The following is a 22,038-nucleotide window of genomic DNA, read 5'->3' on the forward strand; positions in this document are numbered from 1 at the left end:
ACCCCATGAGACGCTTAGTCTGACCGACTACCACTCATGGGGTTCGTGCATTACTGCACCACTATTCTGTTTCGGGTTTGTCCTTCTTCAGCATTTCTTCGATCTCCCGACGTTCTTTGCGGCTGACCGGTAATTGTCCGGTCATCGGATTGATCAGTTCTGAATCGCTGTGTTGTGCGCGCTTGGCGGTCTTCTTCGCCTTGGTGAGCACCGGCGTGACACCGGTGTCTGCTTCTGCGGCGTCGGCATTGCTCGCCGGAGCATGTGCTCCCACCGCTGCCGGCACACCGTACTTGGCGTTCAGTCTTGCCTCGCGACGTTCGGCGTTCTTCTCCTTGCGGCTTTCCACCAGTCGGTAGAGCACCGGTACCAGAATCAGGGTCAGCAGGGTTGAGGTTACCAGACCACCAATCACCACAATGGCCAGCGGCTGCGAGATGAACCCGGAGTGTCCGGTAATACCCAAAGCCATGGGGATCAGCGCGAAGATCGTCGCCGCGCTGGTCATCAGAATTGGGCGCAAACGTTGGCGTGCACCATGGGTAATGGCATCCTCCAAGCTCATGGCATCACGTTCCGGTGTCTTCAACCGGTATTGGTTAATCAGGTCGATCAGCACGATCGCGTTGGTGACCACTACGCCGACCAGCATCAGCATGCCGATCAATGATGGTAGACCCAGCGGGGTACCGGTGAGCAGCAGTAAGCCAATGGAACCGGTCGCCGCAAATGGAATGGATACCAAGAGCACCAGCGGCTGAACCAGTGACTTGAAAGTGGCCACCATGATGACGTACACGATCGCTACTGCGGCCAGCAGTGCGAGGTACAGCTGTTCAAAGGATTCGGCCTGTTCGGTCGCAGCGCCACCGAGCTCGGCACTGGCACCTTCGGGTAGTTCCAGAGTCTCAAGTAAGTTGGTGATGTCTGCGGAGACCGTACCGAGCTGGTCAGCTCGTGGTGTCACGCTCACCGTGGCGACACGTTCACCATTGGAGGTGGTGACCACCTGCAAGACTTCGGCGATCTTGACCTCGGCGATGTCCTGCAGTTCCATCATGCCGGTGGCAGTCGGGATCTGCAGTTCACGCAGCTGCTCTTCACTAGTGAGCTGGTCTGGCTGACCGATATTAATGCTTAGATCCGTGTAGTCGATCCGCAACGTACCGGCAGGGATTGGAGAGAGCTGGGAAGCGACCATTCCAGCCAGCTGAGTCTCGGTCAACCCAACCTCAGCAGCCTTCTCAGCATCGATATCCACGGTGACCTGCTCGCGCTTTTCGGAGAGGTTATCGGTGATGCCAATGGTGTTCTCGACGGAGCTCAGTTGCTCCCGAACCGTCGCGGTTGCTTCGGCGAGGATCTCTTCCTGCGGGGCACTGACTTCAACGGTGACATCCGAAGACATCATCATGCCCGAACCCGAGGCCACGGTGATGTCCTGATTATCTGGCAGGCCAAGCTCATCAATGCGATTACGCAGCGAATCAGCCAAGGCTTCCTGGTCCATCTCTGGATCGGTGATCACGGTGAAGCTAGCAGTATCCGCGCCGGAGGAGCCCATCATGGCGCTCATGGCATCCCCTGAGCTACCAATGGTCAGCTGAACGTCCTGCACACCCTCGGCATCAGCCAGGACGCTTTCCACCTTGGTTGCTTCTTCCAAAGTAGTGTCCAATGCGGTGCCCGAAGGTAGCTTCTGGGTGACCTGCAAGGAGTTCTCGCCGGTTCCGCCAAAGAGGTTGGTGTTCAGCAGCGGGGTCATGGCCACCGTACCGGCCAGGATCAGCACCGACACCAGCAGGGTAATCACTGGATGCTTCTGAGTCTTGCGCAGCACCGGGGCATAGGAGCGCTGCAGCAGACCCTTATCCTCGGCGGTGTGGGCGGTCTTCGCAACCCCGGTACCGGGACGGTGGGGGAGGAACCAGTAGGCCAGCACCGGCACAATGGTCAAGGAGACCAAGAGCGAAGCCAGCAGCGCAATGGTCATGGTCATGGCGAACGGACGGAAGAGCTCTCCGGCCATTCCGGCTACGAGCGCAACCGGCAGGAACACCGCTACGGTGGTTAGCGTGGCCGAGGTGATGGCACCGGCCACTTCGCGCACGGCCAGGAGGATCGCGTCCTTTTTCGCCTCACCGTATGACAGGTGGCGCTTGATATTCTCGATCACCACAATCGAGTCATCCACCACGCGGCCAATGGAGATGGTTAGCGCGCCCAAGGTCAGCATATTCAGCGTGTACCCGAAGGTCTGCATACCGATGAAGGTGACCATCAGGGATAGCGGGATCGAAATTGCGGTGACCAGCGTGGAGCGGATCGAGAACAAGAAGATCAGGATCACGATTACCGCAAACACCAGACCCAATAGGCCTTCGGTGGCCAGCGCCTCGATGGACTGCTCAATAAACGGTGCCTGATCGAAAACAGTGGTGATCGTGGCGTTGGAACCCAGTTCGGCTTCCAGCTGCGAGATCATTTCACTGACCGCATGAGAAATCGCTACCGTGTCACCGGCGGGGGTCTTGGTAATGGAGATTGAGAGCGTTTCATCCCCATTGGTGCGGGTAATGCTGGTGGCCTCATCCGCCTCGATGGAGACCTCGGCCAGTTCGGACAGCAGTACCGGGCCAGTGTCAGTCTGTACCGGGATCTGGCGGATCGTCTCTAAACTATCCGGGGCCGAGCCAGCGATAATCGGTAGCTCCATCCCATCGGTGTTCAGTGTTCCCACCGGTAGCGGGGAACCGGCATTCTCAATGGCGTCCTGAAGATCGGCAACGGTCAAACCGGCCTGAGCTAACTCGCTGTCTTCGGGCAGCACCAGAATGTGCTGGGGTGAACCGCCGGATACCGCCGCTTCACGTACTCCGTCGATTTTGCGCAGTTTGGGCAGAGCAATGCGCTCAACGTCGTCATGCAGCTTCTCTAGTGAATCATCTGATGCCACGGCGAGGTAGGCCACGGGAAGGTCAGAAACCGATCCGGCAAAGCTGGTGGGTTCCACATCCTCGGGCAGCTGGCTCTGTGCATTGGCAATGGCTCGCTCCACTTGGGAACGCGCCCGATCCATATCGGTGCCATACTCGAACATCAGCGACAAGGTGGCCATATTGGTGCGTGAGGTGGCAGAGGAAGACTCCAGGCCCTCTACCGCCTGCATGGCCGTTTCCAGTGGTCTGGCTACCTGCTCGTCGACAACCTCAGGGCTAGCCCCGGGTTGTACCGCGATCACGGAGATTTGCGGGAATTCTAGAGAAGGGATGAGTTCCTGCTTGAGGGAACTCATCGATATCAGGCCGAAAATTGCCGAGAAGATCGTGATCAGAGCGATCAGAGCTCGGTTTTTCAGCGAGAGCTGGGCCATACGCTGCATACGGTTGAAGTCCTAGAGGTATCGCGGAAACGAAAAAGGGGCTTACACCTTAATCCTAGTTCGTTGGCAACCAACAACAGAATTGAAGTTGATTTGGCACCGTGAATTTTGGCACAGCCTACCGGAGAAGATCCCGGAAAACACGATCGGCCCGCTACACCAGCAACTGGTGCAACGGGCCGAGGGTACTCCGTGGATTTACTTCAGCTTCAAAACCTTATCGGTGTTGGCGACAACTTCGGCCAACAGCTTCGGGGATTCGTTTAGCTTCTGTCCGTAGGACGGAATGATCTCCTTCAGCTTGGCTTCCCAGCCAGCGAACTGCTTCGGGAAGCAGCGCGAGAGCAGACCAATCATGATCGGGGTAGCCGTGGAGGCGCCAGGGGAGGCCCCGAGCAGACCTGAGATGCTACCGTCCGAGGAGGTGATGACTTCGGTGCCGAACTGCAGCACGCCGCCCTTCTTCGCATCCTTCTTGATGACCTGAACGCGCTGACCGGCAGTGATCAGCTCCCACTTGGAACCATCGGCCTCGGGGAAGTACTCCGCCAGCGTCTGGTCCTTCTTGGCCCGGGACTTCAAAACTTCCTTGATCAGGTAGGAAGTCAGGGCCATATTGTCCTTGCCCACAGCCAACAGCGGGATGATGTTGTGTGGACGAACCGAGAGCGGCAGATCCAACTGGCTGGTGGACTTCAAGAAGTTCATCGAGAATCCGGCGTAGGGGCCGAAGAGCAGCGAACGCTTGCCATCCACGAAACGGGTATCCAAGTGTGGGACCGACATGGGGGGAGCGCCCACCGACGCCTGGCCGTACACCTTGGCGTGGTGCTGTTCGTTGATTGAGGAATCGGTGCAACGCAGGAACTGACCTGAAACCGGAAAACCGCCGTAGCCCTTGATCTCATCGATACCAGCGTTTTGCAGCAGTGGAAGTGCGCCGCCACCGGCGCCGACGAAAACAAACTTCGCGTTGACCTTGAACTTAGCACCGGTGGCCTTGTTCTTGACGGTCAGCTGCCAACCGGCACCCTCACGCGAAAGATTGACAACCTTATGGCCATAGTTGACCTCGGTGCCATTTGCACTCAGCGATGCGGTTAGATCCTTGGTCAGACGGCCAAAGTCCACGTCAGTTCCGCCGACAACACGGGACGCGGCAACCTTCTGTGCTTCGCTGCGACCACGGGCCACCAGTGGGGTCCACTCGTTAATGGTGGAAAGATCCTCGGTGTACTCCATATCGGCGAACAAAGGCTGTGCCTTCATAGCCTCGTAGCGGGTCTTGAGGTACGTGGCATGATCCTGGCCAATCACAAAAGACATATGCGGCAGCGAGTTGATGAATTTCTCTGGTGCACCCACTCGCTGATTTTCCACGGCCCAAGAGAAGAACTGGCGGGAGATGTGGTACTGCTCGTTAATGCCAATGGCCTTGGTGGGATCCACCGAACCGTCGGCTTGAGCCGGAGCGTAGTTCAGCTCGCAGAGAGCCGCGTGACCGGTTCCGGCGTTATTCCACGGGGAGGAAGACTCTTCGCCCGCCTGATCCAGGTTTTCGAATAGTCCGATAGACCAATTCGGTTCAAGCTGGTTGATGAGGGTACCTAAGGTGGCGCTCATAATACCGGCACCAATAAGTACGACGTCAAAATTCTTGGTTGACGCTTCAGAAGGCACGAGGATCTCCATCGACAGTGATACTTTGCTCTTAGGTCAGACTAGACCCATTACGTGAAGGATAAGAAATTCTCAACCCGTCAAATGAGTGTTCCGCTCGAGTTTGATGTCGAGAAACACTTCGTCCAGAACGGGTGAAGATGGGTAAAAGGTCACCGCGGCATCTAGAGCCAGTGCGGAGATCGGAAATACTAGTGGGACTAACGGAAGATCGTGAGTCAGTGTGGTGAGGATGCTGCGGTAGGCGGCCGTCCGCTCTTCGCCCACCGGGATGGAGCGGGCGGTCAGGATTTGAGCATCGAGCAGCGGTGAGGTGTAACCAAACTCATATTGCTTTGCGCTGAGAACACCTGAGATAAAGTCATCCTCGTTGCGGTAGGCGCCGGAGAAGCCTAAGAGGTGCAGTCCCTTGAATCCTTCGCTGCGAACCTTCTGGAGGTATTGACCCTCGATCCAGTCCATGGGGACCGGATTGACCTTGATCCCCACTGCGGCTAGATCCTCGGCAATCAGCGCGAAGGTCCGCTCGGGTAGCGCCATGTAGTTCCGGGCCACATTGCGTGGGTAGGCAAAGTCGATCGGACTGCCGTCATATCCGATCAACTCCAATAGCTTTTTGGCCTCATCCGGAGAATAGAAAATGACGTTGTCCGGGTTCTCCACACCGAAGGTGGAGGGCAAAATGCCTTGCGCGGATTTGGTGCCGTTGATGAATAATTCGCGGCTTAATCGGCCCTTGTCCACGGCGTGAGCGATGGCGCGGCGGAAGGTGGGGTTATCCAGCCAAGCGGCGCCGTGGTGCAATCCGAGGTACAGCACGGAGAAAGGATCTCGGTTGACCACCATCCGGGCATTGCGAACTAAGGTGCGCAAGATGTCCACCGACACCATGTCAAAAGCATCGATATCCCCGGACAATAGGGCCGTCTGCCGGTTCTGAGCCCGGGAAATCGAAGAAATTTCGATACGTTCCGGATGCTGCGGATTGTTGGTCACCCGCGCGGTATTCCAATAGGACTCGTTCAGTTCCAATCGCAGCAGATTGTCCTGGTGTTCCACAAAACGGTATGGCCCGGTACCCACTGGCAGTTCATTCAATGGTGGGACGGGCTGCTCGGCGGATCCACCGCTCAGCGACGCAGGCGAGGCAATGGCCAAACCCGGCAGGGTGAAGGCTTCGATAACTCCGGTAAGGCGCCGGCGCAGGTTGAGCTGCACCGTAAATTCATCCGGTGCCTCCACCGATTCGAAGTAGCTGGCGCTGCCGCCTTGCGAGTCACCGGTGAACAGTTCGCTTTCGAACTGAATGCGCATGGCTTGTAGCTGGGACTCCTGTTGAGCCAACGTAGCTTCCAGCTTTTCGTTGGTTTCGCTGGGGTTGGTCTGCGGAGCCTGAGCGCTCTGATTGTCTTCGGGTAGTTCGGGGACGTCCGATAGGTGGTGGAAGACCTGATAAAAGCCCTGTAGGCCGTTCTCCCGCTGCTCGGCACTGAGGTTAAGCCAGCGTTCAAAGTTTGCCACCACAGCTTGCGCGTTGAATTCGGTCCCGTCGTGGAAGCGTACGCCGCGACGCAGCGCAAAGGTGTAACGCAGACCATCTTCACTTTCGGTCCACGATTCGGCGAGACCTGCCATTGGACCGCCGGTCTGTGGATCGATGGAAACCAGGGTTTCGTAAATCTGTCGTGTCACGCGGAAGGAATCGTTATCCCCGGCGGCCGCCGGGTCTAGAGACAACGCCGGGGCAGCGGCCGCGAACTTGAGCTTTCGAGGTGGGATAGCGCCCGTGGGCGAGCCGCTAACCGGAGCCGGTTCGGGAGTGATGTCGGTGCAACCTGTCAGACCCAGCATGAGAGCCGCAAAAGATCCAGACAGTACGGCTCGGCGAGAGACCTGTTGCGGGGTATGAGATGACAAGATTCTGGCTCGACTTCCTAGGTCACATGGTCACAGGATGCGTGCTCCGAATATCGCGGCCAACACCGACATACGGTGTAGCGGACATGGGAGGATCTTCTCAAAGATAGCGCACCCACCACGCAGCAGGTTCAGAGCTAGCGCCGACTCGCCCTAATTGTGGCCGAACGGTTACCCATTTCACGGGCTATGCACAACATTCTCACCGAGTTCCCCCGCCGACCATGCCTGCAGCTGTCGTTTAAGCAATGCCACCATGCGCGGGAAGAAAGCCTCGGTGTTGCCCCCGTTATGCGGCAGAATCAACGCATTGGGCTGCTTCCACAACTCGTGATCGGCCGGTAGAGGTTCGGGATCAAAGACATCCGAAGCGACAAAGAGCCGGCCCGAAGCTACCTCCCGAGTCAGCGCCTCGGTATCCACCACCGGGCCACGGGCCACGTTGATCACCCGGGCACCATCGGGCAGCAGTGCCAATAGTTCGGCATTAACCAGATGGTGGGTGGAATCGGTGAGCGGCACAATCAGGATCAGTACCTCGATCTGAGGTGCAAGACTCCCAAGTTCTGCAATGCTGTGGATCTGACCATGCTCGTCACTCCGCGATGACGAAGCAAAGCGCAACAGGTTCACTTCAAAGGATTCAAGCCGCCGCCGGATCTGATCCCCGATCCGACCGGCCCCAACGACGGCCACCGTACGGTCGGCAAGCCCGGGCCAACGCTGAGGCGCCCACGTGCCAGTGGCTTGGTTTCGTACCGCATCCGGGAATCCGCGTAAGGAGGCAATGGCCAAGCCTAGAGCCATCTCGGCGGTCGCCGCGGCATGAACGCTTCCCGCAGTGGTGATGCTGGCTCGTTCGCCGACCAGTTCGATGAAGCCGTCATAGCCCGTGGTCTGCGTTTGAACTTGGCTGAGATTAGTGGCGCGGTGGATGCCCTGTAATTGGGACAGATCTGCCATATAAGGCAGCACCGCGATATCGATGGCTTCCACCTCCACCTCCGTCTGCCTATCGCTGACATCCCATACGACACCCCGAAGGTTTTCCGGCAGTGGACCTGCGGCTTCGAGTAGCTCGGCGGAAGGGAAGGACACGATGCGTTGTTCAGTCATAACCCCACCCTAATCAGCACCGGCCTAGGTGTGTAGAACCCCTAGTCATGTCGTGTAATCCAACTCACGCAGAAAAACCCTCTCGCCGATTTGCGTGACCAGAGAAAACTGGTAGAGTTTTATCTCGTTGCGAAAGCGCGAAACGCAAGTTTCTAGACCATCGCAACGGGCGCCTCTAGCTCAATTGGCAGAGCAACTGACTCTTAATCAGTAGGTTCCGGGTTCAAGTCCCGGGGGGCGCACCAACTACCGGCGAGATCTGATCTCGTCGGTTTTTTCATTTGTCCCGGAGCCCGAAGGCATGGCTACCGTGAGTGGGACCTCCAGTTGGAGCGATGCGGCGGCGGGTCATCCAAATAGTCCCCACATCGTCGGTAAATGAATTCGACTGGTGATTCCGGTATTTTGCTGAGCGGCCGGATTGGTTATGGATGCCCATTTTCTTTTCCGGTGTATATTTTCCGTACGGCGTTCCCTTTGGGGTTCCTGCGTTGGGGCAAGTGCTGGGGAAGTGCGCAATCTTGGAGCAGGCCTGAGTGCCCGGGCACGGCGGGAACTAAGTGAACAAGAATCCTGCGCCGGTACCGTTGTGTGACTATCTGGACCCGAGGTATGAAATGGCGTGCCAGTCACCGCAGCCATTAGGCCAGCTTGTAGGTGAACTTCGGTGCCGCGCATATGAATTCAACAAGCCGGAGGTGACGGGGATGAAGGTGTCCTGTGAGCCACTCCACGTATGAATTCTTGGAGAATTTTGCCGATCAGTCCCAAAAATTGCCAAATATAGGGATCTGACTAGGGTCTTTGTGTAAAGTGTTGGTACTTGCCCCCGATTTTTATTTTGGGGCAAAACCTGCGTATGATTATATCCGTCGCACGGACGGGTTCGGAAACGGACTAGTCAGCAACGGTAAGCGCCTCTAGCTCAATTGGCAGAGCAACTGACTCTTAATCAGTAGGTTCCGGGTTCAAGTCCCGGGGGGCGCACAGTGATCCGATCTGAATTATCAGGTCGGATTTTTTGTATACCGCAAACCGGATGAAGGGGATACGCATGACTACCGAAGCAACTGCCAAGCGCCTTGCTGTGGGGGATACCGCACCAGCATTCACTTTGAGTGACTCTGAAGGTAATTCGGTTTCGCTCGCGGATTTCCGCGGCAAGAAGACAATTGTCTACTTCTACCCTGCAGCTTCCACTCCGGGCTGCACCAAGCAGGCCTGCGATTTTAGGGATTCTCTGGAATCACTGCAGGGCTTGGGTTACGCAGTGGTTGGCATCTCCCCGGATCAGACCACCAAATTGGAAAAGTTTGCGAGCAAGGAAGAGCTGAATTTCCCGCTCTTGTCAGATCCGGAACATACTGTCTCGGAGGCCTATGGTGCCTGGGGAGAGAAGAAGAACTACGGGCGAGTCTATGAAGGACTCATTCGTTCCACCATTGTTGTTGACGAAGAAGGCAAGGTCTCCTTGGCGCAGTACAACGTACGGGCCACCGGCCATGTTGCGAAGTTGCGTCGCGACTTGGGGATCGACCCGAAGTAGGGACAAAGGCTCCGATTTTTTATCGGCCGATTTTTCCGCTACACTGATTTAGGTCGCACGGGCCAGAGATGGTCGGTGTAGCGTGAGCGAGTGTGGCGGAATTGGTAGACGCGCTGGATTTAGGTTCCAGTGTCTTCGGACGTGAGAGTTCAAGTCTCTCCACTCGTACAAAACAGGAAAAGCCTTGCAAAGGTGCCGGACGGCGCGAATTGCAAGGCTTTTTTGTCGCCAATTTGATCACTCTGCGTCCCGGAACGTTTGTGGTGGTCGTATGATGGATTGGCACGATCGACAGAGCATAAATGGGACGGAGAGCCAATAATGGAACGTGAGCCTCTGCCCACAACTTTTAGCTTGTCCTCTAGCGATCCGAAAGGTGCACTCGTGGATCGCGCCGGCATGAGCCCCATGGAATTAGAACAAATCGATTTGATCATGGCTCAGATGGGACGCCTGCGTGCGGTCGAACGAAAAATTTCCCAAGCGTCGCAGCGCTTTATGAAGCTCAACGAGACCGACATGCGGGCCCTTCGGCGGCTGATCGTGGCCAAGCATCGAGGAGATTTCGTCACTCCCGGACAACTGGCCAAATATTTAAACGTCAGCTCTGCTTCGGTGACTAAAATGCTGGACCGGTTAGAAAAAGGCGGACACCTTACCCGGCATCCGCATCCTCAGGATCGCCGGTCGCAATACTTGCAGATTACCGCCGAAACTCACCTGGCTGCCCGTGAGCAGGTGGGTAAGATCCACGCCGTGCGTTTTGAAGCCGCACGCAGGCTCAGCGTCGCCGAGCGTGAGATTGTCATCCGATACCTTGCCGAATCCGCCGATGATCTGGAATCGGCGATGATTTCGCTCGATTCCCCGTAAATGGAGCGGGCCGTCAGATTCTGGCACTAGGCTGGAGAGTGTGAGAAAAAATTCCGCACTCAATCTTGTCTGGTTCCGTGATGACCTGCGTCTAGCCGATAATCCAGCATTGGTGGCAGCCATGGAGGCTGGACCGAGTGTCGCGCTCTATATCCTGGATGAACAGAGCACAGGGATTCGACCACTGGGTGGGGCCGCACGTTGGTGGCTGCATCATGCATTAGCGGACCTCTCCGAGGAACTAGCCTCGCACGGTGTTCCGCTGCTGCTCTTTCGCGGGGAAGCGCCAGAAATTTTCCAAAAGCTCAGCGATGAACTCGACATTTCCCAAGTTCATTGGAACCGCAGATACGCGCTAGCCGAGCGGGAGATCGATGCGCAGATTAAATCCGCCTTACAAAACCAAGGCATCGAAGCGCACAGCCATGCGGCAAGTCTTCTGGTTGAACCGTGGCAGCTTAGCAACGGCCAGAACCAGCCCTATAAGGTCTTTGCCGCATTTCACCGACAGATCCTCGCTGCTACTTTCCGGCCCGTGCTGGAAGTGCCGGAAACCCAAGCTCAGGTGGAGTTCGAGGGCGAGCCGCCCGGTGTGAAGCTCGACCAATTAGACTTGCTGCCACAGAAGCCGGACTGGGGCGAGAAACTCCACGCGTGGTGGACACCGGGGGAAAGCTCGGCGCAACAGCGGCTGGAAGACGTCTTAGCCAATATCGCTGAGAACTACACCCAGGAACGTGATCGGCCGGACCGGGAAGGCACCTCGCGGCTGTCACCGGCCCTGCGCTGGGGGCATCTCAGCCCGGTGCAGGTGGTAACTGCGCTGACCAAGCAGATTGGCCAGCACGCAGATCCGGAAGGTGCTGCGGCGCTACGACGCCAAGTGATCTGGCGGGAGTTCTGCTGGCACTTGCTGTACCACTTCCCGCAAATGCCCACCCAGAATTTCCGGCCTGAGTTCGACTCCATGGATTGGACTCGCGCGCAGGATGACGAGCTGGCAGCCGAGTTCCTATCCGCGTGGCAGTCGGGGGAGACCGGCTACGGCTTGGTGGATGCCGGCATGCTAGAACTCTGGGATACCGGGTGGATGCACAATCGGGTGCGGATGGTTACCGCCAGCTTCTTGGTGAAAAATCTCGGGGTGCATTGGAAGGATGGCGAGCAATGGTTCTGGGATACATTGGTTGACGCCGACTTAGCCAGCAACACCGTTAATTGGCAGTGGGTGGCTGGCAGCGGTACCGACGCCGCACCGTTTTTCCGGATCTTCAATCCCGAGTTGCAAGCAAAGAAGTTTGATCCGCAAGGCTCCTATGTGGCGCGGTTTGCCCCGCTCAGTGCTCAGCCACTGGTGGATCTGAAGGAATCGCGAGCTGCGGCCTTAGCGGCCTACGCTCAAATCAAGGACGAGAAGCGGCAGGGCTAGGCACTGCATGGGTGCGGTGTCCGAGTGCGGGCACCGCAAACACTTGAGGACATGTGAACCCATCCAAAGGAGCGGGAACTGTGAAGGAACCAACGATCGAGCGCACGAAGCGGGACGCTGCCGTGGGCCGGGGATACGAAGGTCACTTTGTATTCCATGCCAACGACATTCTGCGGCTGCTGTCTTTGGCGTTAGTTGGGTTCAGTTGGTGGCAGTGGGGAATCCTTGAAGCGGTGGTGATGCTCCTGGTCAGCGGTGGCACCTGGGCGTTGCGCTTTTATAGTCTGACGCGCTGGCGGGACTTCTTCGGACAAATCGTGCTTCTGGCCTCGGGGTTGTTCAGCGTCATGGGCACCTACCAGCAGGTGAGCTGGCTAGATCTGGCCGTGCACACCACCATGCTCTGGGTGCTGACCCTCTTACTGCATGATGCTTTGCGCACGCACCGGTGGATTACCGCGCCGGAGACCCGTCAAACCCGATGGGGACAGGCCCTGATGATGCTCTCTGTCGGCTCGCTGCTGGCCGTGTTGTGGGAGATTGGGGAGTGGTTCGGCCACGACTTCATCGATTCGGCGGTAGGCGTGGGATACCGCGACACCATTGGCGATCTGGGTGCGGGATTGCTCGGCGCAGCCGCCGCGGCAGTGCTGATGTTACGGCGCCCGCACGGTAGGCGGGATGGACTGTGATCGGTCTGAGCGTGGTGATTCCAGTCCTCAACGATCAGGCACACTTAAAGAATCTCTTGCAAGCATTAGCCCTGCAGACTTATCAGCCGCAACAGATCATCGTTGTCGATAACGGCAGTACCGATCACAGTGCCGAGCTAGCTCACAGCACCGCCGGAACTACAGTGATCTTTGAGCCGCGTCCAGGTATCGCATCCGCCTCCGCCGCTGGTTACAACCAGGCACACGAAGCGGTGATTGTGCGCTGTGACGCCGATACTTTGCCGGATGCGCAGTGGTTAGAACGGATTGCCGCCCGATTTGCGGAAGACCCCGAATTGGATGCACTGACCGGTCCGGGCTACTTCACGGACTTACCCCGGTGGGCCAGGAGCATCGGATCTGGATTCTACGCTGCCGCCTACTTTGGTGGGTTCGGCGCAGCTTTGGCCCGCGTTCCCCTCTGGGGCTCCAATATGGCGTTTCGGCGCGAACTCTGGGCGCAGGTTGAACCGAACCTGCATCTGGATGAGGCGGCTCTCCATGATGATCTGGACATCAGCTGCAATTTACCGGACAGTGTCCGAGTGGTCTTTGATGCCAGACTTCGCGTGCGCGCCGCGGGGCGCGTTTTCCTTCGCGACGGTGCGTTGCGTGATTCGATGAGTCGGGCGTGGCGAACCTTGCAGGCCAACGGTGGACGGGAACTTATCTTTCGGCGTTGGCACACCCGGCTTGGCCTGCCTTCGGGACGTTAACCCGCGCCCGACCCATGAACGATCACGGTCAGTCAGCAGCCGGGTCCGCTGGCGCTTGAGCGCTCAGCTCTTCGGCTGCTGTGACGACGCGGCGTGCCATGGAGGAGAAGATCAGCCCGTGAAAGGGCATCATGGACCACCAATAGAGCCTGCCGGCTAAGGACCGGGGGAAGAAAATTGCGCGCTGGGTATAACGTGTCTTTCCTTCCTCCGGGCTCAGGCTGAATTCCAGCCAAGCCCGGCCTGGCACGCGCATTTCGGCGCGGAGGCGCAGCATCCGTGACTCTTCGAGGGCTTCGACCTTCCACCAGTCCACGACATCTCCCAAGACTAAATTATTGGGATTGCGTCGGCCGCGAATGAGTCCCACTCCGCCGACGAGTTTGTCGAGCACTCCGCGCAAGCGCCACGCCACGGGTAAGGAGTAATAGCCGCGATCCCCGCCTAAACCACAGATGACCGTAAACAGTTCCTTGCTCCCGGCGGTGGTGAGGCGTTCGCGACGGTCCTGATAAACCCGACGACCGGCCCACTGCGGGTCCGAGGGGAGGGGTTCACCTGGGGCGCTGACCGGGTGAGCGGTGGCCCAACTGGTTTGGACCGCATCGGCGCGGATCTTTTCCAGGGCTAGGTTCACGGCCTGCCGGTAATCGGTCAGTCCTTCCTTCGGAGGTGGGATGAGCTGGTGGATCTCCCAGTTTCGGACCACACAATCATGTTGTAGCGAGCCCACCAAGGGCACGGCCAAGGATCGCGGGATCGGGGTGACCAGATTGACCCACTGGGCGGCCAGCCACGGAGTTAACACTGGCAGAGCCAGTATGCGCGGCCTTCTAATGCCGGCCGCGTCCGCGTAGATACGCATCAGGTCCGCATAGCTATGGGCTTGCGGTCCACCCACATCGACACAGGCGTTCACCGGTTCGGGCAGTTTGGCTGCCTGAGCTAAGTAATACAAAATATCGCGGACCGCGATCGGCTGCACCTCATTGAGCACCCAGCGTGGGGCCGGCATCACGGGCAGCACATCACACAGGTGCCGGACCATTTCAAAGCTGGCCGACCCCGAACCAATGACCAGACCTGCCTGCAAGATGAGGGTGGGTACCGAACTGTCTTGAAGGATTTCTCCTACGGCTACCCGCGAGCTCAGGTGCGGACTCAACTCCCCGTCGGGGTGTAACCCGGAGAGGTAAACCAGCTGTTTCACCCCGGCTTCACGAGCGGCGGTGGCTACCGTGTGGGCGCATTCGCGTTCTAGTTGGGCAAAATTCGAGGAGGTGGCCATCGAATGAACCAGATAGAAGAACACCTCACTCTGCGCACAGAGTTGCGCGGCAGCTTCCGGGTCGCTCAGATCTCCCTGGATTACTTCAACCTGATCTTTCCAGGGAATATCGCGAAGTATCTCAGGGCGGCGGGAGAGCACCTTCACACGGTGCCCCTGTTCAAGGAGCAAAGGTACGAGACGTCCGCCGATATACCCGGTAGCACCCGTGACGGCTACGACGCTCATTGGTCAATTCCCTGAGCTGCGCGCCGAGGCAGCAGGAAACGCAAGGCCAACGCGCCCAGCACGATTACCCCACTGGCAATGAACGCGCAGATCGAGACCAGCTCGGAGGCATTGGGCTCGCTTTGCCGGCTGATGCCGATCCAGAAGATGCCCCAGGCCATGGCAGCGGCTACTCCAAGATGTCCCCGGTTGTACCAGGTGGTGAGCAAAGCGATGAGCGCGGCCACAGCCAATAAGGCCACCGCGGCCCCGGTGATCCACGATTCTCCTTCGCCTACTCCTAGCGAGCCCAGCAGCGCCGAAGTGTTGGCAATGGCTGCCACATTAACCCAGCCCAAGTACACCCCGAAGACAATCCACATCAGCCAGCGTTCGAAGGTGGTGTTCGCAGGGGTGCGGATCAGTAGCAGCATGATGCGAATCAAAGTCACCAACAGCAAGAGGATGACCACGAGGGATCCAGGCAGGGAATCCAGCTGCACCACGCCGATCCAGGCGGCGTTCAGCAATGCCGAGGCGATGATCCACGCCCGAAGTTCACGCTGCAGGGCCGAGGAACGTGCTTGCGGGAAGAACTGCCAGATCGCGTACACCACGAGCCCAAGATAGATGAAACTCCAGATGCTAAATGCGGTCCCGGCCGGCGAAAGCAGTGTGGAGTTGGTGTCGAGCCAGCCGCCGGCGGAATCGTTGACTGATGTTCCGCCAAGCGCTCCACTTCCGAGGAACGCGCCGAAAATCGCTACCGCCATAGCCAGTGCCGTTAGGATGCTCACCCCGAGAGAGGCGGGTCGCGTCGAATTGCTCGTTTGTTCCATCTGTCTTCTCCTTCGGTGAAACTCTGTGAGTTTGGGAAATACGCTGGACATATGAAATTATCTAAACAATGATGTATCTAACTTAGCTAACAATCAACCATGTAAGAGATTTTGTCATGGAACGTACAGGAAAGACCACAAGGGAGGCGGCCCGTTTGTTTCAAGAAATTATTGACCACTGTCAAGCCGCCGACACCGTCACCCGAGACCAGTTGGGCTTGAATATCACCGATTTCAAGGCCTTGAAGCTTTTATGCGAACACGGGGACTTTGGACCTGGACAGTTAGCGGCGGAGCTGAACATCAGTACCGCTGCCACCACGACGGTGCTCGATCGTTTAGAGACACGCGGTTACATCACACGTACCATGCACCCCACGGATCGCCGCCGAAGTAGTATTGCCGTCAATGGAGAACTTATTGCGGACCCATTCCTCGCGGCGAAGGCCCTGCTGCGTGATGCTGATGCCGCCATTTGTCGGATGCCGGAGTCTGCGCGAGAGCAGATGCTGATTTTCTTGCGGGATCTAAGTTCTCGAATGGAACGAACGATCCTGCAGCTGACCGTACCCAGCCCCCACCAGCGAAATGATCAGAAATGACAACCCTTCATCTTGGACCTAACTCAACCCGGCAAAGCAGTACTGCTGACGCTCGTGGCGCCGAGGAAGACCTGATCCGTCAACAGCTGGATCGACTCCTAACGGATCAGATTCACCGAGCAGCACGCTTCTCCTCCGAAACCGCAGCCCTCTGGAGGCTGGTGGCACCGACCGTGGGGGCCGGAAAACTCACTCGTCCTAAACTCGTTGGACTCGGTTACCGCAGCTTCGGCGGTCAAGATCCCGCCCGCAGCGTGGCCCTAGGGTGCGCCTTTGAACTTCTGCACTCAGCGCTACTGATTCATGATGACGTGATCGATCGCGACTTCATTCGACGCGGCGAGCCCACTCTCTCGGCGCATTACCGGGATCGCGCCCAAGAAGCATCGATGTCCGTGCCGGACGCCGAGCATGTGGGGGCAAGCGCCGCAATCATTGCCGGAGATTTGCTCTTGTCTGCAGCAATCAGGCAGGCCGGACAGGCCGCGGCCGGATTACCGATGGCGGATACGATCGCCCAATTTTTCGACCTTGCCGTGGTGCAAGCCGGGGCAGGGGAGTTAGAAGACCTGCTGTATTCCGTGCAAAGTAGCCCGGCCAACACCGCCGAAGTGCTACGCATGGAAGAGCTGAAAACCGCCGGGTATTCCTTCCAGCTGCCGTTGCTCTGTGGTGCCTTGCTCGCCGGAGCCAGTGAAAGTGATGCTGCGGGACTCAGTGAAATCGGCTGTCGGCTGGGTGTGGCCTACCAGATCGTGGATGACATCCTGGGGTGTTTTGGCGACCCACAAACTACCGGAAAATCGGTGGAATCGGATCTGCGGGAAGGCAAAAGCACGGTACTCACTGCCCTGGCTGCCGAAGATCCAGAATTTAGCGCCGAACTTGCCTCCTTTCGTGCCGGGCAAAGCAGCCTCGAACAATTGCGTCTCGCGCTGCAGGCCTCCGGGGCTGCGCAGACCGCGCGCATGCTTGCCGAGTCACTGTGCACCGCGGCACTGCAATCCACGCATTTCATGAGACTGCCGCAACAAACACAAGATGAGTTGCGCGCCTACGCCACGTTTATCTTGGAACGGAAAGCCTAAGAGCATGAGTATCAGTGCATTACATCTGTATACGCGCACCGCATCACGCAGCGCACGGGTGGTCATCGGACAGTACTCAACCTCTTTTTCCTTAGCCTGCAGGCTACTGGGCAAAGAAACCCGCGAGCACATCTCCAATATCTACGCCTTGGTCAGGCTCGCCGACGAGGTCGTTGACGGGGTGGCCAGCGAAGCGGGTCTAGCCACACCGGCCATTGCTCAGGCGCTGGATCGGTTGGAAGAAGAAACCACCGCGGCGCTGCACAGCGGGTACAGCACGAACCTGGTTGTGCATGCCTTTGCCTGCACCGCCCGCGAACATGGGATCGGTCTGGATCTGACGACTCCCTTCTTTGCCTCCATGCGCCAAGACCTTTCACGCAAAGACCACAACAGCGATTCCTTGCAGGACTACATTTACGGTTCGGCGGAAGTCGTCGGCCTAATGTGCCTAAAGGTATTCCAAAAAATGCCCGGAGCCCGGCCAGACCCCGAGGGGATTACCGTCCAGGCCGCCAAACGCTTAGGCGCAGCCTTCCAAAAAGTGAACTTTCTGCGCGACCTGGCGACCGACAGCGAAGAATTGGGTCGGAACTACTTACCGGGAACCCAGCCCACCCAATTTGATGAGAGCGCCAAACGAGCACTGGTCCAAGAAATCAATGATGACCTCGCCGCAGCCCTGAAAGGGGTTGCCTACCTGGCTCCGCGGGCAGCCCAAGCGGTACGCATGGCCCACGGACTCTTTAGCGAACTCAACGACAAACTGGCGCGCACCCCTGCGGACGAACTGCTCCAACGCAGAATTTCAGTTTCCAACGGACGCAAGGCGCTGATCGCCGCCGGCACTTTCCTCCCGGCTAAACACAGGAGCCACGTATGAGCACACCCCAGACACAATCCGTGATCGTCATTGGCGGTGGATTCGCCGGTCTGGCCAGCGCAGGTCTGCTCGCCGCAGCCGGACACCGGGTGACCCTGCTAGAACAGGGAGAACATTTAGGTGGCCGCGCCGGACGCCTGCACCGTGACGGATTCACCTTCGATACCGGGCCCTCCTGGTATCTCATGCCGGAAGTCTTTGAGCATTGGTTTGAGCTCATGGGCACCTCCGTGGACCAAGCCTTAGACCTCAAAGAATTAGCGACCTCCTATCGCACCTTCTTTGAAGGTGAAGAACCAGTGGATTTGAACCCGGCCAACGCTGTCGAAGTTTTTGAATCACTGGAAACCGGTGCCGGAGCGCAACTGCAAAAGTATCTGGCACAGGCCAGCGATAGCTATCGGCTGGCCCTGGACTATTTCCTTTACGATGACTTCGCCAAGCTCACCAACCTCATCCAGGGGCCAATACTCAGCAGGCTTCCGCAGTTGCTACCTTTACTGACGGGGTCTTTGCACCGGCACGCCGCCACTCGTTTTAACGACTGGCGCCTCCGCCAAATTTTGGGTTACCCCTCCGTTTTTCTGGGCAGTAGTCCGCGGCGCACCCCGGCCCTATATCACCTGATGAGCCACCTCGACTTGGTTGAGGGAGTCCGTTACCCGATGGGCGGTTTCAATGCGTTGGTTGATGCGATGGCCGACACCACCAGTCAGGCCGGCGCACGGCTCGAAACCAATTCACGGGTGATCGGTCTATCGACCGACGGCCCGAACGGTGCGGTCAGTGCGGTGCAGTGGAGCGACGCCGATGGAAAAATCCATCAGCAAGAGGTGGATGTAGTGGTCGGGGCGGCGGATCTGCATCACCTAGAGCATCACTTATTGGACCCGAAGCTACATACGCGTTCCAAACGACAATGGACGCGTGCGGATCCCGGACCCAGCGCCGTCCTGCTCTGTCTAGGAGTCCGTGGAAAGCTACCCCAGCTGGAACACCACAACCTGTTTTTCACCAAAGATTGGGACGAGAACTTTTCGCGCATCCACAACGGGCAACCGTTGGAACAAGAGACCAGCATCTATGTGTGCATGCCCAGCCATAGCGATTCGAGTGTGGCACCCGAGGGACATGAAAACCTCTTTGTTTTGGTCCCGGCCCCGGCAAACCTCGCCTGGGGGCGCGGTGGCAGCGAGGGGAGTGGTGACCCAATGGTGGAACGAGTCGCTGAGGCCGCCATTGATCAAATAGCCGCTTGGGCAGGGATTGCGGATTTGCGCGACCGGATTGTGCTGCGGCAAAGTTACGGTCCCGCCGACTTCGCGCAGAATGTCGGCGCATGGCAGGGTGGCGCCTTAGGGCTAGCCCACACGCTTGGGCAAAGTGCGTTCTTCCGCCCGGGGAATCACAACCCGAAGGTGCCAGGCTTGTACTATGCCGGTTCCTCGGTGCGTCCGGGCATTGGTATTCCCATGTGCCTGATTAGTGCGGAACTGGTGACCAAGGCCGTTTCGAAGATCACCACGCCCGGTCCGTTAACCGCAGTGCCCACGACGCGAAGGTTGGAACAGCACCAATGACCTATCTGCTGATCCTGCTGGCTTTGATCGGCTGCATGCTGGCGCTTGATGCCCGCTTCAAACTATTCGTCTTTGACCGGCCCATACCTGCCCTGCTCTCGCTGGCCGCGGGCACTGGAATTTTTGTTCTCTGGGATGTCCTAGCCATCGCCGAAGGGATCTTCCTGCACCGCGATTCCCAGTGGATGACCGGAGTGATGGTGGCTGACCAACTGCCACTGGAAGAGATCTTTTTTCTCCTCTTCCTGTGCTATCAAGTCATGATTTTGGTGAACGGTTGGCCAGTCTTGCGTAAGGCTCGGGCCAAGACTCAGCTCCGGGAGGACGCATGAGCTTTATTCAGATGGGGCTATTTTTCGTGGCCGGATCCTTACTCCTGCTCATACTTGCCCTCCGGTTGCGGCGAATCCCGATTCGCCGGGTGCTCAGTTCATTAATCGTGGCCACCGTGACACTCTTTGTGCTCACCGCGATCTTTGACAATGTCATGATCGCCTCCGGGCTCTTCGATTACGGACAGCACCTCCTCGTGGGCGTGCACCTGGGGCTGGCTCCAGTGGAAGATTTCCTCTACCCGCTGTGTGCGGTGATGTTCATGCCAGCATTGTGGTGGCTCTTTGGCGGACGCAAACCGCAACAAGTTGAGGAGCAGGCATGACACAGCTGTTGAAATCCCTGACGCTCACATCCAGGCCAGTGTCTTGGATCAATACCGCCTATCCCTTTGCCGCCGCCTACCTCTTAGCAGGTGGAGGGCTCGATTGGTTATGGATCGTCGGAACCATCTTCTTCCTAGTGCCCTATAACTTGGTCATGTACGGCATCAATGATGTCTTTGATTACGAGTCGGACCTACGCAACCCGCGCAAGGGTGGAGCCGAAGGAGCCTTACTGGAACGCGCGGTCCATCGTAAGGTGCTGTGGGCCTGCGCCATCGTGGCACTGCCATTTCTGCTGGTTCTGCTCTGGGGTGGGAACGCGGAAGCTAACCTCGCGTTGAGTATTTCGGTGTTTGCACTCCTGGCGTACAGTGCTCCACGGTTGCGCTTCAAAGAACGTCCGTTCTTAGACTCGGTGACCAGCGCGACCCACTTTGTCTCTCCGGGTGTCTACGGGTGGTTGCTCGCGGACAGCTCCTTGGGTGGGGCTGCTTTGGCAGCATTCGGGGCCTTCTTCCTCTGGGGAATGGCTTCGCATGCGCTGGGGGCAATCCAAGATATTGAACCGGATCGACAAGCCGGTCTGGGGTCAATCGCCACGGTACTCGGCGCACAGACCACCGCCCGCCTGGTAGCTGTGTGGTACGTGATCGCCGCGATCTTGGTCCTGTTCCTCTCCGGAGCCGAACGCTGGGCGGCCGTGTTGGCGCTCCCATATCTGCTCAACGTGTTGCCCTACCTGAACCTGAGCGATCAGGATTCGGCCCGCGCACACCGTGGCTGGGTTCGTTTTCTCTGGTTGAACTACCTGTGTGGGTTCCTGCTGACCATGTTGCTGATTTACATCGCACTAACCCAGTGACCGGCACCACCTCCAAATTCGTGAGCCCGAAGACCGGGCTATGGTTGAAGAACCGTTCAAAGTATAAGAAAGCTGGCTGATACACGGTGGAAGAATTAGATGTGGTACTGCTCTCCGACACCGGGGAACCGATCGGATCGCAGAGTAAGGCATTAGTCCACACCACAGATACCGCCCTACACCTGGCCTTTTCCTGCCACCTGTTTAACGATCAGGGACAGGTACTGGTCACGCGCCGGGCAATGTCCAAAATCACCTGGCCCGGAGTATGGACCAACTCTTTCTGCGGTCACCCACAACCCGGGGAAGACCCACTGGATGCGATACGACGCCACGCTGAAGTGGAGTTGGGCTGCAAGATTGAGGATCTGCAGATTCAGCTACCCGACTTCCGATACCGCGCCGTAGATGCCTCGGGCATTGTGGAGAATGAAATTTGCCCGGTCTACACCGCGCGCCTGGTGGGGGAGCTTCAGCCTAATCCCGCCGAGGTGGTGGATTGGCAGTGGGTTAACCCGCAAGATCTGGCGCAGTCCGTGGACGCCACCCCGTGGGCTTTCAGCCCCTGGTTGGTCGAGCAGCGCCCACAACTGCGGATCTATCACGCAGGCCTGTAGGAGCGGCTCCAGCTACTGGGTATTCAGTACAGTGCCCCCGG

At 58.0% G+C, this 22,038-nt stretch carries 19 protein-coding genes and 3 tRNA genes; 16 read left to right on the top strand and 6 right to left on the bottom strand.

All coding sequences use genetic code 11. The features are described from left to right. Positions 1 to 61: 61 nt before the first annotated feature. The 4 genes from ACQQZ8_RS06120 to ACQQZ8_RS06135 form a co-directional block, all read right to left on the bottom strand. On the bottom strand, positions 62 to 3,382 hold the full coding sequence (locus tag ACQQZ8_RS06120) for an efflux RND transporter permease subunit (protein WP_431711795.1): 3,321 nt from the start codon (positions 3,380 to 3,382) through the stop codon (positions 62 to 64). A 198-nt stretch (positions 3,383 to 3,580) separates the two neighbouring features. After that, positions 3,581 to 5,074: a malate:quinone oxidoreductase gene (locus ACQQZ8_RS06125; RefSeq protein ID WP_431711796.1), complete on the bottom strand. Its 1,494-nt coding sequence runs from the start codon at positions 5,072 to 5,074 to the stop codon at positions 3,581 to 3,583. 60 nt (positions 5,075 to 5,134) lie between these two features. Beyond that, entirely contained in the window at positions 5,135 to 6,979 is a 1,845-nt protein-coding gene (locus ACQQZ8_RS06130; RefSeq protein ID WP_431711797.1) for an ABC transporter substrate-binding protein, read from the bottom strand. A 180-nt stretch (positions 6,980 to 7,159) separates the two neighbouring features. Then, positions 7,160 to 8,095, bottom strand: a complete 936-nt coding sequence (locus ACQQZ8_RS06135) for a 2-hydroxyacid dehydrogenase (RefSeq protein WP_431711798.1) — start codon at positions 8,093 to 8,095, stop codon at positions 7,160 to 7,162. A 169-nt stretch (positions 8,096 to 8,264) separates the two neighbouring features. Here ACQQZ8_RS06135 and ACQQZ8_RS06140 point away from each other — a divergent pair. The 8 genes from ACQQZ8_RS06140 (at position 8,265) to ACQQZ8_RS06175 (ending at position 13,372) form a co-directional block, all read left to right on the top strand. Then, a tRNA-Lys gene (locus ACQQZ8_RS06140) sits at positions 8,265 to 8,340 on the top strand. Between the two features lie 669 nt (positions 8,341 to 9,009). Then, positions 9,010 to 9,082: transfer RNA gene (locus tag ACQQZ8_RS06145), tRNA-Lys, on the top strand. A gap of 67 nt (positions 9,083 to 9,149) precedes the next feature. Continuing rightward, positions 9,150 to 9,641 carry a thioredoxin-dependent thiol peroxidase gene (gene bcp, locus ACQQZ8_RS06150; RefSeq protein WP_431711799.1) on the top strand — a complete coding sequence of 164 codons (492 nt, stop codon included), beginning with the start codon at positions 9,150 to 9,152 and terminating at the stop codon, positions 9,639 to 9,641. 86 nt (positions 9,642 to 9,727) lie between these two features. Continuing rightward, positions 9,728 to 9,809 (top strand) — tRNA-Leu (locus ACQQZ8_RS06155). Positions 9,810 to 10,025: 216 nt separating this feature from the next. Then, positions 10,026 to 10,514 (top strand): MarR family winged helix-turn-helix transcriptional regulator, encoded by a 489-nt coding sequence (locus ACQQZ8_RS06160; RefSeq protein ID WP_431711800.1) that lies wholly within the window; start codon positions 10,026 to 10,028, stop codon positions 10,512 to 10,514. A 40-nt stretch (positions 10,515 to 10,554) separates the two neighbouring features. Continuing rightward, on the top strand, positions 10,555 to 11,943 hold the full coding sequence (locus ACQQZ8_RS06165) for a cryptochrome/photolyase family protein (protein WP_431711801.1): 1,389 nt from the start codon (positions 10,555 to 10,557) through the stop codon (positions 11,941 to 11,943). Between the two features lie 80 nt (positions 11,944 to 12,023). Continuing rightward, a complete protein-coding gene (locus tag ACQQZ8_RS06170; RefSeq protein WP_431711802.1) occupies positions 12,024 to 12,635 on the top strand; it encodes a hypothetical protein in 612 nt (203 codons plus the stop codon). Further along, a complete protein-coding gene (locus tag ACQQZ8_RS06175) occupies positions 12,632 to 13,372 on the top strand; it encodes a glycosyltransferase family 2 protein (protein WP_431711803.1) in 741 nt (246 codons plus the stop codon). Before ACQQZ8_RS06170 ends, ACQQZ8_RS06175 begins: the two co-directional genes overlap by 4 nt. Before the next feature lie 28 nt (positions 13,373 to 13,400). On the opposite strand, the gene ACQQZ8_RS06180 is transcribed toward ACQQZ8_RS06175, so the two are convergent. Beyond that, positions 13,401 to 14,888: an SDR family oxidoreductase gene (locus ACQQZ8_RS06180; protein ID WP_431711804.1), complete on the bottom strand. Its 1,488-nt coding sequence runs from the start codon at positions 14,886 to 14,888 to the stop codon at positions 13,401 to 13,403. Beyond that, positions 14,885 to 15,706 carry a tryptophan-rich sensory protein gene (locus ACQQZ8_RS06185; protein ID WP_431711805.1) on the bottom strand — a complete coding sequence of 274 codons (822 nt, stop codon included), beginning with the start codon at positions 15,704 to 15,706 and terminating at the stop codon, positions 14,885 to 14,887. The genes ACQQZ8_RS06180 and ACQQZ8_RS06185 overlap by 4 nt, the downstream gene beginning before the upstream one ends. A 116-nt stretch (positions 15,707 to 15,822) precedes the next feature. Between ACQQZ8_RS06185 and ACQQZ8_RS06190 the strand changes: the two genes are divergently transcribed. From ACQQZ8_RS06190 to idi, 8 genes are all read left to right on the top strand, one after another. Beyond that, a complete protein-coding gene (locus ACQQZ8_RS06190) occupies positions 15,823 to 16,308 on the top strand; it encodes a MarR family winged helix-turn-helix transcriptional regulator (RefSeq protein ID WP_431711806.1) in 486 nt (161 codons plus the stop codon). After that, positions 16,305 to 17,396 (top strand): polyprenyl synthetase family protein, encoded by a 1,092-nt coding sequence (locus tag ACQQZ8_RS06195; RefSeq protein ID WP_431711807.1) that lies wholly within the window; start codon positions 16,305 to 16,307, stop codon positions 17,394 to 17,396. The genes ACQQZ8_RS06190 and ACQQZ8_RS06195 overlap by 4 nt, the downstream gene beginning before the upstream one ends. A gap of 4 nt (positions 17,397 to 17,400) precedes the next feature. After that, positions 17,401 to 18,279: a phytoene/squalene synthase family protein gene (locus tag ACQQZ8_RS06200; RefSeq protein ID WP_431711808.1), complete on the top strand. Its 879-nt coding sequence runs from the start codon at positions 17,401 to 17,403 to the stop codon at positions 18,277 to 18,279. After that, a complete protein-coding gene (crtI, locus tag ACQQZ8_RS06205; RefSeq protein ID WP_431711809.1) occupies positions 18,276 to 19,859 on the top strand; it encodes a phytoene desaturase family protein in 1,584 nt (527 codons plus the stop codon). The genes ACQQZ8_RS06200 and crtI overlap by 4 nt, the downstream gene beginning before the upstream one ends. Next, positions 19,856 to 20,191 (top strand): lycopene cyclase domain-containing protein, encoded by a 336-nt coding sequence (locus tag ACQQZ8_RS06210; RefSeq protein ID WP_431711810.1) that lies wholly within the window; start codon positions 19,856 to 19,858, stop codon positions 20,189 to 20,191. The genes crtI and ACQQZ8_RS06210 overlap by 4 nt, the downstream gene beginning before the upstream one ends. Continuing rightward, entirely contained in the window at positions 20,188 to 20,517 is a 330-nt protein-coding gene (locus tag ACQQZ8_RS06215) for a lycopene cyclase domain-containing protein (RefSeq protein WP_431711811.1), read from the top strand. Before ACQQZ8_RS06210 ends, ACQQZ8_RS06215 begins: the two co-directional genes overlap by 4 nt. Next, positions 20,514 to 21,380 carry a prenyltransferase gene (locus tag ACQQZ8_RS06220; protein WP_431711812.1) on the top strand — a complete coding sequence of 289 codons (867 nt, stop codon included), beginning with the start codon at positions 20,514 to 20,516 and terminating at the stop codon, positions 21,378 to 21,380. Before ACQQZ8_RS06215 ends, ACQQZ8_RS06220 begins: the two co-directional genes overlap by 4 nt. A gap of 86 nt (positions 21,381 to 21,466) precedes the next feature. Beyond that, entirely contained in the window at positions 21,467 to 21,997 is a 531-nt protein-coding gene (gene idi / locus ACQQZ8_RS06225) for an isopentenyl-diphosphate Delta-isomerase (protein ID WP_431711813.1), read from the top strand. The last annotated feature ends 41 nt before the right edge of the window (positions 21,998 to 22,038 follow it).

The sequence above is a fragment of the Glutamicibacter uratoxydans genome (assembly GCF_050753455.1).
GTDB classification, from domain to species: Bacteria; Actinomycetota; Actinomycetes; order Actinomycetales; family Micrococcaceae; genus Glutamicibacter; species Glutamicibacter uratoxydans_A.